The sequence below is a fragment of the Paraburkholderia sp. GAS206C genome (genome assembly GCF_050435645.1).
Classification (GTDB): Bacteria; Pseudomonadota; Gammaproteobacteria; order Burkholderiales; family Burkholderiaceae; genus Paraburkholderia; species Paraburkholderia phenazinium_B.
This window is the reverse complement of record NZ_JBNDKR010000002.1, coordinates 695,700-708,061: the sequence shown is the minus strand read 5'-3', so window position 1 is coordinate 708,061 and position 12,362 is coordinate 695,700. Positions and strand designations below refer to the sequence as shown.

General features: G+C 63.6%; 10 protein-coding genes. 2 read left to right on the top strand and 8 right to left on the bottom strand.

Annotation, left to right across the window (positions count from 1 at the left end; translation table 11 throughout):
- Positions 1-78: 78 nt before the first annotated feature.
- The 6 genes from P3T20_RS07535 to P3T20_RS07510 all read right to left on the bottom strand — a co-directional run bounded on the left by P3T20_RS07535 (position 79) and on the right by P3T20_RS07510 (position 7,537).
- Positions 79-1,365, bottom strand: a complete 1,287-nt coding sequence (locus tag P3T20_RS07535; protein WP_429286582.1) for a THUMP domain-containing class I SAM-dependent RNA methyltransferase — start codon at positions 1,363-1,365, stop codon at positions 79-81.
- Positions 1,366-1,436: 71 nt separating this feature from the next.
- Positions 1,437-3,548, bottom strand: coding sequence for a site-specific recombinase (locus P3T20_RS07530; RefSeq protein WP_429286581.1), 2,112 nt, complete (start codon positions 3,546-3,548; stop codon positions 1,437-1,439).
- A 148-nt stretch (positions 3,549-3,696) separates the two neighbouring features.
- Positions 3,697-4,464 (bottom strand): PqiC family protein, encoded by a 768-nt coding sequence (locus tag P3T20_RS07525; RefSeq protein WP_429286580.1) that lies wholly within the window; start codon positions 4,462-4,464, stop codon positions 3,697-3,699.
- Positions 4,461-6,119 (bottom strand): intermembrane transport protein PqiB, encoded by a 1,659-nt coding sequence (locus tag P3T20_RS07520; protein WP_429286579.1) that lies wholly within the window; start codon positions 6,117-6,119, stop codon positions 4,461-4,463. The genes P3T20_RS07525 and P3T20_RS07520 overlap by 4 nt, the downstream gene beginning before the upstream one ends.
- Positions 6,116-6,823, bottom strand: coding sequence for a paraquat-inducible protein A (locus tag P3T20_RS07515; protein WP_429286578.1), 708 nt, complete (start codon positions 6,821-6,823; stop codon positions 6,116-6,118). The genes P3T20_RS07520 and P3T20_RS07515 overlap by 4 nt, the downstream gene beginning before the upstream one ends.
- A gap of 6 nt (positions 6,824-6,829) precedes the next feature.
- Complete coding sequence (locus tag P3T20_RS07510) at positions 6,830-7,537, bottom strand: paraquat-inducible protein A (RefSeq protein WP_429286577.1); 708 nt, start codon at positions 7,535-7,537, stop codon at positions 6,830-6,832.
- A 413-nt stretch (positions 7,538-7,950) separates the two neighbouring features.
- Here P3T20_RS07510 and P3T20_RS07505 point away from each other — a divergent pair, with 413 nt between their 5' ends.
- A complete protein-coding gene (locus P3T20_RS07505) occupies positions 7,951-8,511 on the top strand; it encodes a cytochrome b (protein WP_074262425.1) in 561 nt (186 codons plus the stop codon).
- A gap of 8 nt (positions 8,512-8,519) precedes the next feature.
- Positions 8,520-9,083 (top strand): YceI family protein, encoded by a 564-nt coding sequence (locus P3T20_RS07500; RefSeq protein WP_429286576.1) that lies wholly within the window; start codon positions 8,520-8,522, stop codon positions 9,081-9,083.
- Between the two features lie 128 nt (positions 9,084-9,211).
- On the opposite strand, the gene secF is transcribed toward P3T20_RS07500, so the two are convergent.
- Both secF and secD read right to left on the bottom strand, forming a co-directional pair.
- A complete protein-coding gene (gene secF, locus P3T20_RS07495; protein WP_074262423.1) occupies positions 9,212-10,162 on the bottom strand; it encodes a protein translocase subunit SecF in 951 nt (316 codons plus the stop codon).
- A gap of 18 nt (positions 10,163-10,180) precedes the next feature.
- Positions 10,181-12,226 (bottom strand): protein translocase subunit SecD, encoded by a 2,046-nt coding sequence (secD, locus tag P3T20_RS07490; RefSeq protein WP_429286575.1) that lies wholly within the window; start codon positions 12,224-12,226, stop codon positions 10,181-10,183.
- Between the last annotated feature and the right edge of the window lie 136 nt (positions 12,227-12,362).

Sequence of the window (12,362 nt, the reverse complement as noted above, 5' to 3'; positions counted from 1 at the left end):
TGCGGCGGGGCTACTGACAGCGTTCTGTCAGTAGCGATTGGCTGACTGCGAAATTCTTTCCGGCCCTGACTTGCCGGCTTAAGCCGCCGGCGTATCGTTCGCCGGACGTTGCCTGACGCTGCCAGCGATCAGATCGAAGCGAAACAGCCTGCATTCAAGCGCGCCGTTGAAAAGCGGCGTCTTGGTCGATTCGCGCAACCTCAGTTGTCCCGGCAGTTTACGATCCGACGTCAGAATGAACGCGTGCCATCCGGTGAAACGCTGCTTGAGCGCGTCGCCGAGCGACTTGAAGAATTCGCTGTCCGGTGCTTCCTCCTGAGCACGGCGAAAGCTGTCGTCATCGCGGCTTTCACGGCCCGTCTCACGAAGTTCGCCACGCGCGTTGCGGCCACGCACTTCGATCCGCTCGCCGTACGGCGGATTGGCCACCAGAATGCCCGGCTCCGACGACGGCGGCGTCATGCCGCGTGCGTCGACCTGCTTGAGCGAGACCGACGACAGGCCGGCGCGCTCGAAGTTGGCGCGCGCCTTGACCAGCATGTCACCGGAAATGTCGCTGCCGAAGATCTGCAGATCGGTGCGCGACGTGCGGGCGGCGTGCTTCGCATCCAGTGCCGCGGCTTTCAACGCCTGCCACGCTTTCGCGTCGTACTGCTTGAGATTCTCGAAGCCGAAGCGCCGCTCCGCGCCCGGCGCGATATTCAGCGCCACTTGCGCGGCTTCCGCGAGGAACGTGCCGCTTCCGCACATCGGGTCGTACAGCGGTGTACCGGCGGTCCAGCCGGTCAGGCGCAGGATGCCCGCTGCGAGATTTTCGCGCAACGGCGCCGCGCCTTTATCGAGCCGCCAGCCGCGCTTGAAAAGCGGCTCGCCGGAGGTATCGAGATACAAGGTGCAATCGGTCGCGGTGAGGAACGCAAACACGCGCACGTCGGGCGCGCTGGTATCGATGTTCGGACGCGCGCCGCTCACGTCGCGCAGGCGGTCGCAGATTGCATCCTTGACGCGCAGCGTGGTGAATTCGAGGCTACGCAGCGGCGATTTGATGGCCGTGACGTCGACGCGCAGCGTCTCGTGCGCGGAAAACCACTGTTCCCAGCGCTGCTCGAGCGCGAGGTCGTAGATGTCCTGCTCGCTGCGATACGGACGATGCGCGATCTTCAGCAGCACACGGCTCGCGATGCGCGAATGCAGATTGGCCGCCATACCGGCCGCCCAGCCGCCGCGGAAATGCACGCCGCCCGGCACCTGCGCGCCCGCAGTGAACGGTGCTCCGTTCAGATGGCGCGAGGCGATTTCGGCGAGTTCGGCCGCGAGCGCGGCTTCGAGGCCGCGAGGGCAGGGGATGAAAAAATCGAAGGACATTGAAGTTGCCGGGAGGCGTTGAATAAGGCGCTATTGTACGCGGTCGGGGTGTGCTTCCCGCGCGCTGGCGTTCAATGCCCTTCGCGTGATGCGCTGACCGGCCACACCAGATCCAGCGGCCGGTGGAACACCCGGCGCCAGATCGCGCCGCGCAACGAGCGCACATAGTTGCGCCGCAGATCGCGCGAACGCACGGCCATATGAAACGCGAGCGCAAAACTGACGGCCACGTTCAGGATTGCCATGCTGAACGTGCCGGCGATGGCCCACCAGAACTCCGGCAGGTCCAGCGCGCCCTTGCCGAGCACACCGAGTGCGACGCCGATCGAACCCGAACTCAAGGTGACGTGCCGGACTTCGAAGGTGAAAGCGAAGGCGGTGAGGATGGCAGGTACGAGACCAAGCATCAGGCCCAAGGTGATATTGCCCACCACGCCGGCGACGTTGGAGCGGCAGAACCTCGCCAGCCGGGCGGCGCCAGCGACGCCAAGCGTCATCCGCAGGCGGCGGTTGTAGGTCAGCGCGTCCGCGACCCGGTGCAGCACGAACCAGTTGTCGGCCCAGCCCGCGAGCAGGCTCGACGACCACAGCAGCACGCCCGTCAGCGCCGCATAGAGCGGCGTAGGTCCGAGCAGCGAGAACGAATGCAGCGTGGCGTGGGCTTTTTCCGGCGAGATGATGTTCGTATTGAAGACGGCGTGCCACAGCAACTGCACGCCCAGCGACACGGGAAACACCAGCATCACGTTGCCGAGCACGGCGGCAGCCTGGGTGCGGATCAGCGCGACTACCGAGGTGACGAAACTGTCTACCCCTTCAGGTGTACCTGCACCGTCGAGTTCGCGGGCGATGGTCGGCGCCGTCATGGCCGGCTGCTTGGTGGCGAGCGAGAAATGCAGGAAGTGCATCAGCAGGAAGCTCGCCGCATAGTTGATGCCGGCCAGCAAGCCTTCCAGCATTGCATGCAGATGCAAGCCGGTGATCGCAAACTTGACGCACACCGTCACCACGGTGACGAGGCCGCCGCCTGCCGCCATGCGCAGCATCTTCAGATATTCGGCGCGATCGCGGGCAATGTAATGCTCGCCGGTATCCGCGCTATATTCGACCACCTTGCGTGCCAGCAACGAGAAATTGCTGCGCATCAGATGGGCGATGCTCTGACTCGCGTGATTTGCATTGACCAGTTCGGCGACGAGGCGCGAGCCGGCGTGCAGGTCGTCGGACGCCATCCAGGCGTCCAGCAGATGTTCTGCGCGCTGGATGCGCATACGCATGCGCTCTACCTGAAACACGATGTCGACGCTCACGCCGTTGCGGTACAGGTGGGTAAAGACGTTATCGGTGGCGATACGGCAGTCGTCGAGCAGCACACGCAGATAGTTGACCTCGTGCAGCAATTTGCCCGGCTCTGCGCCGCCTTCAGGCGCCTGATGGGCGGCCTCGACCGCCAGCATGGCTCGTGTGAGCCGGTAGAACGGCTGCTTTTCCATGGCGACACGCACGTCGGCGTCGCCCAGACGGCTGCGCACCGTTTGCGACAGCCCGGTGGAGCTGATCTGGCAGGTCAGGTTGTGCAGCGCCGCTAGCAGATCGAGCGAGAACGGCGCCGCCTCTCGCTGATCGCTCGCCTCCTGCTCATAGATGAAAAGCTCGCGGATACGCGTGAGCAGGTGGGTAGGTAGCGCGGCGATCCATTCGGCATCGCGCGCTGACGTGAACATCAACGTGAAGATCGCTGTCAGGTCACGGCGGTTCGGTGCTGGCGGGATCAGCGACGACTCGAAGCGCTCGAACAGTGCGCCGAAAAATGCCGAGTGCACCGGCATGCCGGCATCGCACAGTAGCGAAATGCCGTCGCTTTCGCGCAGCAGCGCACGCAGAATCCCCGCGACGTTCGCTTTCCACGCCGGGTTGCGATCCAGCACATGCAGCAGATAGCGCAAACGCGCATGCTCGCGTACCCGGCGCACATCGTCTTCGGTGGGATCCTGCGTGACAGGAGACACGACCGGCTGCACGCTTCCGTCGCGATGAATCCAGTGAGCTACCTCGATCAGCCATTCGCTGCGGTCCGCATACGGCGCGTTCTGGTCGGCAATCGCCAGCAGCGCATCGAGTTGATGGCCGCTGTTGCGCGACGCGCGCCATTTCTTGACGAAGGTTTTGAGAGAGCGAAACATGGATTGTCAGATGTGTGGCAAGGCGCACTCTTGTGGGCCGAAGCGCTCAGGATCGCTAAATACAGAGGATCCCGCAAGCTGGCCGGATGGGATAGTGCGTAGGCTCGCGGGAGACGGTCGAGTTCGCCGCGCGAGCCTCAGGCGCCGGTCAGCCGGCCGTGCGGTTGCCAGCGCCAGCGCTGTCGAGCGCAGCGCTTGGGCCGGTGGGCAACGGGCACGGCACCGTCGGCGGCATGCGCGCTTGCGTGCCGGATGCGCCTTTTGCGGCGGTACTCGTCGGCATCCGCGGCGCGGCAGCGGCCAAGGCCTTGATGCCGGCGGCGATCTGCGTAGAGATCTGCTGCACGGCCTGCCGATGACCGTCGACCAGCGCGTCATAGCTGCCCGTCACGGGCTCGTTGACGACGCTGCGGCACGTCATGATGGTTTCGCTGCGCACCGAGCGCACGCTCCACACGGCATCGATCAAGGCATGCGAACCCGGCCACGATTCGAACCGTTGCACGTTCACACTGACGCGATAGACCGGCGTGCCTTCCGGATACGGCGTGCCATACACATCGATCGTGCCCAGTTGCTGCGTGAGGTCGGTCGACAGCGCGCGGCGAACCTCGTCACCCGGCAACGAGGCCCAACGTTCCTGCTCGAGCACCTGCACCTGGGTCGGGCCAGTCTGAACCACGAGCTGGTTCTTCGCGACCTGGGACGGTACGTCGACCGGCGCTACTTCGATCAGCAGCGAAGGAGCCGAGATCGTGCCCGCGGCGCTTGGCGCGCCGTTGGCGCCCAGCGTGTAGAAATGGCTGGGCGGCGAAGACGAGCACGCCGCTACCGCCAGCAGTCCGGCACAGGCACCGAGGCACGCGGTGGCGCGGGCAAGCCCGCGCGGCGAACGGGGGAGCCGGGCAAACATCATGGTTTATCTCCTGGTTTTCCGCGCAACAGCGATTCCGGATGGCGTTCCAGATAGTCCGACAGCGCATTCAACGACTGCAGCGTGCGGGTCAATTCCTGCAGCGCCTGATGGACGTCCGATTGCAGCGGCGAGTCCTGCTGCAGCGTCGCCTCGGCCGACCCGAAGGTCTGCTTGGCAGCGGCCAGCGTATCGCGCGCTTCCGGCACCACCTCAGTATTCAGGCGCGTGAACAGCTGGTCGGCGTTCTTCAGCGAACTGTTCAGGTTCGCCCCGATCTGGTCGAACGGCACCTGATCGAGTTTCTTGGCGATATCGGCCACTTGCACCTGCAACTCGTCGAGCGTGTTCGGAATCGTCGGCAGCTCGAGCGGATCGCTATTGACGTCGACTGTAGCCGGCGGCGCCTTCGGGAAGATGTCGAGTGCGACGTACAGCTGGCTGGTAATCAGGTTGCCCGTGCGCAGCTGGCCGCGCAGGCCGTGTTGTACCAGACGCTGCAGCAGCTGCTGACCGGCCACACTACCCGGCTCCGGCGCAGTTTCGCGGAAGCGCTTGCCGAGGCGGTCAGGGTACAGGTTCATCGTCACCGGCATGGTGAAATTGTTGGTCTTCGGGTCGTAGTCGATGCCGATGTTGGTCACCTGGCCGAGCTCGATGCCGCGGAAATCGACCGTCGCTCCAACCGACAGCCCGCGTAGCGACTGATTGAAGTTCATCACCACCCGCAGCGGCACACCGTCCGGCTCGCGCATGGCGTCCGCTTCGTCTGAGCCGAGGCGGAACGTCGTGTTGTTCTGCGCCTGCGTCCCGACCGGCTGCCCGGGCGGCGACTGGAACGACAGGCCGCCGACCAGCACGGTCGCAAGCGACTGCGTGTTCAGCTTGAAGCCGCCCGAGTCGAGCCGCAGATCGACGCCGCTCGCATGCCACCAGCGCGTGTTGATCCCGACGTACTGATCATACGGCGCGGCAACGAACACCTGCATGGTCACACCGGTGCCGTCCTTGTCGAGCGAGAAGCCCACCACCTGGCCGACCTGCACGCGCCGGTAGAAGATCGGCGAGCCGATATCGATCGAGCCGAGCGAGTCGCCATGCAACGTGAACTGATGGCCCTTCTGCCCACCGGTAATTGGCGGGGGCGTTTCAAGGCCGACGAAGTCCTTCTGCGTATCCTGCGAATGACCGGCGTCCACGCCGATGTAGGCGCCGGAGAGCAGCGTGCTCAGACCCGAGACGCCGCTCGCACCGACCCGCGGACGCACCACCCAGAAGCGGCTGTCCTTGACGGCAAAGTTCTCGGCTTCCTTGGTCAACTGGACCTGGATCAGCACGTGTGAGAGGTCTTTCGAGAGCGTGATGGTCTTCACGAGGCCAACGTCGACGTCCTTGTACTTGACCTGGGTCTTGCCCGGCTCGAGCCCTTCGGCATCGTTGAAGCTGATAGTGATCTGCGGCCCTTTCTCGGTCACGGACTTGATCACGAGCGCGACGCCGATCAGTGCGGCGATCAGCGGAATCACCCAGACCAGCGACGGCAACCAGTGGCTGCGCGGCTCGATCTCGGGATCGGGCAGGTTGGGTGGAAGCGTGGGTCCGTTCGAATCGTTGCGCGGCGCGCTGGGAGCGGGCGTCGGTCCTTGCGGGCTAGTCATGTTTGGTCCTGAGTTTGTTGGGTACCGCTTTTTGCATCTTTGGCACGGCGGGCGCGCTTCGCATTCTTTGCACTTTCCGAGTTGTCCGCGCCTTCCACGTTGTCCCAGATGAGCCGTGGATCGAACTGCATCGATGCCAGCATCGTCAGAATCACCACCGAGCCGAACGCGATCGCGCCGGGCCCCGCCGTGATCACGGCGAGCGACTTGAACCGCACCAGCGCGACCGTCAGCGTGACCACGAACACGTCGAGCATCGACCAGCGGCCGATGCGCTCCACGATCCGGTACAGCTTCACGCGTTGCGTGGGGCGCCAGCGTGAGCGGCGCTGAGCCGTAATGCAGAGCAGCACGAGGATCGTGAGTTTCAGCATCGGCACCATGATGCTGGCGATAAAGACAATGACGGCCAGCGGCCAGTCGCCCGAGGTCCAGAAGTAGACGACGCCGCTCATGATCGTGTCGTCTTCCGAGCCAAGCAACGAGGAGGTGTGCATCACCGGCAACAGATTCGCCGGAATATACAGCAATGCGGCTGCGATCAGTAGCGCCCATGTGCGCATCAGACTGTCCGGATTGCGCCGGTGCAGTACCGCGCCGCAGCGCGCGCAGTGCTGTTTCGTGATCGAGCGGATGCGTGGCGCGACGCTGCCGCACGCGTGGCAGGAAACCAGGCCCGCGCGGCGCGCGGTAATGTAATTCATCGTGCGTTATCCCTGATGGGGCGCGGCGGACTGGCTGTCCACGTTCGCCGTGACCGCAGCTGCCGCGCTGTCGGCAGCCGTGCGCGGCATGGGACGCGCACGCCTTGCGTTCAGCTCGTCGGCGAGATCCCACAAGGTGCGCGGATCGAACGTGACGACCACGGCGAACATCAAGGTCAGCACTCCGAAGGCGAACAGCGCCGCTTCGGGGATCACGCGGGCGAGGCTCACCATCTTGACGATGGTGATCAGCACGCCAAGCATGAACACTTCGATCATGCCCCACGGCCGCACGAACTGGATGGCCCGCAGCACCTGGTTAAAGCCCGGCGCCACGAAGCCCGAGCGGATCGGGATCAGCACGTAGAGGAGCGCGACCAGCTCGGTGAGCGGAAACAGCGTGGTCGCGCAGAACACCATGACCGCGACGATCTGCATGTCCTCGTTCCACAACGCGACGAGCGCGCCGAACAGCGTGGTTTGCGAGGTAATGCCGTTGGCGTCCAGTTCGACGATCGGATAGCCCTGGGCGATCAGAAACGTGATCAGCGCGGCGAGCGTCATGGCGCAGATGGCGTCCAGCCGCCGCGAGATGCCGCGATAGAGCGTCGCGCCGCAACGCGGGCAGCGCGCCACCATCCGGCTGCCGAGCAGACGCGGTTTGGTGAAAAGGGTATCGCACTCGTGGCACGCGATCAGGTTGTCATGTTCCATACGGCAGAAGGGCAAAACGACATGAGCGGGAGCGTGCATCGAAGGCTTGCACGGTATGGACTGGCGAAAGAATGGCGAAAGCCTGGAGCAATAGTACCAAAGGCGCTCGCTCGTGCGTAACAGGGCTGCTTGTGCGACGTCCGTCAGGCAAAACGGCAGCACCGCGCAGCATACCCTGACAGCTGTCGGACATTTTCCGGCCCCAATTGTTCAATCCTTCTTGTTAAGCTGTATTTGACGCCGCATAGCCCCGTGCGGAACTTGCCAGCCGGCTTTTTCGGCTTGGAGTAGCATGGCGGCCTTGGCGTGCTTCGCTGTTGTCTGCCGACACTTGGCAGCCGCGTTCTGCGCAGTTCGCATAGGGGGCCTCCACCCTCGTGCGCCGCTAACCTTTCAGCTTGCGTTGAGCTTTCATGGCACCCAAACCTAACTTCGGCTCCCGCGATTCGTACACGCGAACAGCCATCGCGCTTCACTGGCTGATTGCGTTGCTGATTGTGTGCGGCTTCGCGCTCGGTTGGGTGATGACCGATATCCCCGGCTTCACGCCTACGAAGCTGCGCTATTTTTCCTGGCACAAGTGGATTGGCGTGACGGTGTTCGGGCTTTCGGTGCTGCGCATCCTTTGGCGCGCCACCCATGATGCGCCGCCGCTGCCGCGCCGGATATCGTCGTGGCAACGGGGCGCGGCCCATCTCGTGCACCTGCTGCTGTACGTGCTCATCATCGCGATTCCGGTCTCCGGCTATCTGTACAGCTCCGCGGCCAATGTGCCGGTGGTGTATCTGGGGCTCGTGCCGCTGCCGCGCCTGATTGCGCCCGATCCCGTGCTCAAGGTGTTGCTGAAAAATATCCACATCACGCTCAACTACACGCTGCTCGTCCTGTTCGTGCTGCATGTGGCGGCGGCGCTCAAACATCAGTGGCTCGATCGCGACGGCCTGCTGTCGCGCATGATCCCTTTCCTCAAATAAGGAGCGACATGAAGGTTTCGTTTTATCGCTACATGCTGGCGGCGTTTGCTGCCGCGTCCCTCAGTGCGGCGGGCAGCGCGCTGGCCCAGGTCGACATCGCGAAGAGCACGCTCACCGCGACCTCAAAACAGATGAACGTGCCGGTGGAAGGCAAGTTCGGCAAGTTCAGTGCGGACGTGAAGTTCGACCCGGCGAAGCCAGCCGAAGGCAGCGCTCAGTTTAGCGTCGACGTGGGCAGCTACGATCTCGGCGACGAGAGCTACAACGAGCAGGTGCGCGGCAAGGAATGGTTCGATGCGAAGACTTTCCCGCAGGCGACCTTTGTCTCGAGCGCAATTGCGCCGGCAGGCGGCAACCAGTTCAAGGTGACCGGCAAGCTGACCATCAAGGGTAAATCGCAGACCGTGGTCGTGCCTGTGACCGTCACGCAGCAGGGCGGAAGCGAGGCGTTCGATGGGGCGCTGACGATCCAGCGTTCGCAGTTCGATATCGGCACAGGCGAGTGGAAGGACACCTCGGTGGTGGCCGACGACGTCGTCATCAGGTTTCATATCGTCGCAGCGCGTAAGTAAGGCGTACTGCGCATCAGCATTGCCGGCAGGCACGCGCACTAGAACACTCGCACCAAACGACGGCGGTAAACAACAAAGGCCGGTTCCACTGAATCGGCCTTTGCGTTTGTTCCCGACTGTCTCGAACTTCAGACTTGTGCGCCTGCGTTCGGGTCGCTCGGGTCGTGACGTTCCTTCTTTTCCTTGATCAGGTCGTCGCGCTTCACGCCGAGCCACATCGCCAGCGCTGCCGCAACGAACACCGACGAATAGATACCGAACAGAATACCGACCGTCAGCGCCAGAGCGAAGTAGTGCAGCGTTGGACCGCCGAACAGGAACATCGACAGCACCATCATCTGCGTACAGCCGTGGGTGATGATGGTCCGCGACATCGTGCTGGTAATGGCGTGGTTGATGACCTCGATGACCGTCATCTTGCGTTCGCGGCGGAACGTTTCGCGAATCCGGTCGAAGATAACCACCGACTCGTTCACCGAGTAGCCGAGCACCGCGAGCACGGCAGCCAGCACCGACAGCGAGAACTCCCACTGGAAGAACGCGAAGAAGCCGAGAATGATCACCACGTCGTGCAGGTTGGCGATCACGCCGGCTACGGCGTACTTCCATTCGAAGCGGAACGACAGGTAGATCACGATGCCGGCCACCACGCAGGCGAGCGCGAGCAGACCGTTGGTGACCAGTTCCTTGCCGACCTGCGGGCCGACGAACTCGACGCGCTGCAACTGCACCTGGGCATCTTCACCCTTCAATGCGCCCATCACCTGATCGCTCTGCTGGGCCGAGGTGAGGCCGGCCTTGACCGGCAGACGGATCAGCACGTCACGCGAGGTGCCGAAGTTCTGCACTTGAGCGTCCGGATAGCCGAGTTTGGCGAGTGTGCCGCGCACCGGTTCGAGCGGCACCGTGGTCGGATACTGCACTTCGATGACCGTACCGCCGGTGAACTCCACCGACAGATGCAGCCCGCGATGCAGCAGGAAGAACACGGCAGCAATAAACGTCAGCAGCGAGATCGCGTTGAACACCAATGCCCGCTGCATGAGCGGTAGATCTTTGCGAATGCGGAAAAATTCCATGGTCTTGTTCTCCGGGACTCAGCGGGATGAACCCGGTTTCTGCGGCGTGTTGCCGGGGGCATTGCGACGTCGCACCGTCGGCTTGCCGGCGCGGGCCTGAGCCTGGGCCGCGGCCTTCGGCTTGGCGGCTGCTGCGGTGATGGCCCGTCCTGTGTCGGTTTCGGCATCTTCACTGCCGAGATACGCGGCAGCGGCGGCGCCTTCGACCGCTGCCGGCCTCCACACCTGGCCAATGGCCAGCGACTTCAGCTTCTTCTTGCCGCCGTACCAGAGGTTCACGAGACCGCGCGAGAAGAACACGGCAGAGAACATCGACGTCAGGATCCCGATACAGTGCACGATCGCGAAGCCGCGCACCGGACCCGAGCCGAACGCGAGCAGCGCCAGACCGGCGATCAGCGTGGTTACGTTCGAGTCGAGAATGGTCGCCCATGCATGCGCGTAACCATTCTGGATGGCCAGCTGCGCCGGCGCGCCGTGACGCAGCTCTTCACGCACGCGCTCGTTGATCAGCACGTTCGCGTCAATGGCCATACCGAGCGCCAGCGCGATAGCTGCGATACCCGGCAAGGTCAGGGTGGCCTGCAGCATCGACAGCACCGCGATCAGCAGCAACAGGTTGACCGACAGGCCAATGATCGAGACCACGCCGAACAGCAGGTAGTACGCAATCATGAAGACGGCGATGGCCGTAAAACCCCAGATCACCGAGTGGAAGCCCTTCTTGATGTTATCGGCGCCGAGGCTCGGGCCGATCGTGCGTTCTTCGATGATGTCCATCGGCGCTGCCAGCGAACCGGCGCGCAGCAGCAGCGCGAGGTCGGCGGCAGCTTGCGGGGTCGGCTGGCCAGTGATCTGGAAGCGGTCGCCCAGTTCGGACTGGATCGTCGCGACCGTCAACACCTGGCCCTTGCCCTTTTCGAACAGCACCATCGCCATCGGCTTGCCGATGTTGTCGCGCGAGACGCTCGCGACGGCCCGGCCGCCGGCCGAGTCGAGACGGATGTTGACCGACGGACGCTGGTGTTCGTCAAAGCCTGCCGAAGCGTCGATGATGCGGTCACCAGTGAAGATCACCTGCTTCCTCAACATGACCGGCGCCTGGTTGCCTTCGGTGAACAGTTCGTCGCCCGGCGGCACGGCGTCACCCGGATTCGGGTGCAGGTCGTTCGGATCGGCTAGACGCGCTTCGAGCGTTGCCGTGCGGCCGATGATGTCCTTCGCCTTCGCCGTGTCCTGCACGCCCGGCAGTTCGACCACGATGCGGTCGGCGCCTTGCTGCTGGATCACTGGTTCGGCCACGCCAAGTTCGTTGACCCGGTTATGCAGTGTCGTGATGTTCTGCTTGAGCGCCGCGTCTTCGACCGTCTTCTGCACGGCCGGCGTGAACGTGCCGACCAGCTGATAGCTGCCGTCAGGCGCCGTCTGCGTTTCCCACTGGAGCTCGCTGATGCTGCGCGAAAGCTGTTTGCTCGCCGCGTCCGCCGTGTCCTTGTCGGCGAAATTGATCACCACGGTCTGGTTGACGCGATTCACGCCGCCATCGCGGATGTTGTTGTCACGCAGCAGCGTGCGCGCGTCTGAGGCGTCCGAGTCGAGCTTCTTGTTCAGCGCGCCCGCCATGTCCACCTGCAGCAGGAAGTGCACACCGCCGCGCAGGTCGAGGCCGAGGTACATCGGCAACGCGTGCAGGGCAGTCAGCCAGCGCGGCGACGCGCTTTGCAGGTTCAGGGCGACGACAAAATTCGGGTCGTTCGGATCGCTGTTCAGCGTCTTCGACAGCAGGTCTTTCACGCGCAACTGCGTGTCGGTATCCGACAGACGCACGCGAATATTCGCGTTGCTCGACGAGTTGTCGTACGTCACGTCGGAAGCGGCGATCTGATTGGCGGCCAGCGTGGCTTCGATTTGCGACAGTGTCGACGAATCGAGCTTGACCGTTGCCTTGCCGCTCAGCACCTGCACCGCCGGCGCTTCGCCGAAGAAATTGGGCAATGTGTAGATGAGGCCGATGGCAAGCGCCACGACCATCACGACATATTTCCAGAGGGGGTAACGATTCATGGAGTGGTCCAACGGGAAAGTTGGCTCGTAAGCGATGCGTCCGGCGATGGGCGCGGAAGGCGCAGCGTACCTGTTGGCATGGATGGCATGACAGGCATGCTGGCCTCAGTTTCGCGAGGCCGCGCCGGACGCGAGA

What these genes read in the sequence shown, in the direction of transcription:
- secF (WP_074262423.1), bottom strand. Translation starts at nt 10,162, where the DNA reads ATGGAATTTTTCCGCATTCGCAAAGATCTACCGCTCATGCAGCGGGCA.
- P3T20_RS07530 (WP_429286581.1), bottom strand. Translation starts at nt 3,548, where the DNA reads ATGTTTCGCTCTCTCAAAACCTTCGTCAAGAAATGGCGCGCGTCGCGC.
- P3T20_RS07510 (WP_429286577.1), bottom strand. Translation starts at nt 7,537, where the DNA reads ATGGAACATGACAACCTGATCGCGTGCCACGAGTGCGATACCCTTTTC.
- P3T20_RS07505 (WP_074262425.1), top strand. Translation starts at nt 7,951, where the DNA reads ATGGCACCCAAACCTAACTTCGGCTCCCGCGATTCGTACACGCGAACA.
- P3T20_RS07520 (WP_429286579.1), bottom strand. Translation starts at nt 6,119, where the DNA reads ATGACTAGCCCGCAAGGACCGACGCCCGCTCCCAGCGCGCCGCGCAAC.
- secD (WP_429286575.1), bottom strand. Translation starts at nt 12,226, where the DNA reads ATGAATCGTTACCCCCTCTGGAAATATGTCGTGATGGTCGTGGCGCTT.
- P3T20_RS07535 (WP_429286582.1), bottom strand. Translation starts at nt 1,365, where the DNA reads ATGTCCTTCGATTTTTTCATCCCCTGCCCTCGCGGCCTCGAAGCCGCG.
- P3T20_RS07500 (WP_429286576.1), top strand. Translation starts at nt 8,520, where the DNA reads ATGAAGGTTTCGTTTTATCGCTACATGCTGGCGGCGTTTGCTGCCGCG.
- P3T20_RS07525 (WP_429286580.1), bottom strand. Translation starts at nt 4,464, where the DNA reads ATGATGTTTGCCCGGCTCCCCCGTTCGCCGCGCGGGCTTGCCCGCGCC.
- P3T20_RS07515 (WP_429286578.1), bottom strand. Translation starts at nt 6,823, where the DNA reads ATGAATTACATTACCGCGCGCCGCGCGGGCCTGGTTTCCTGCCACGCG.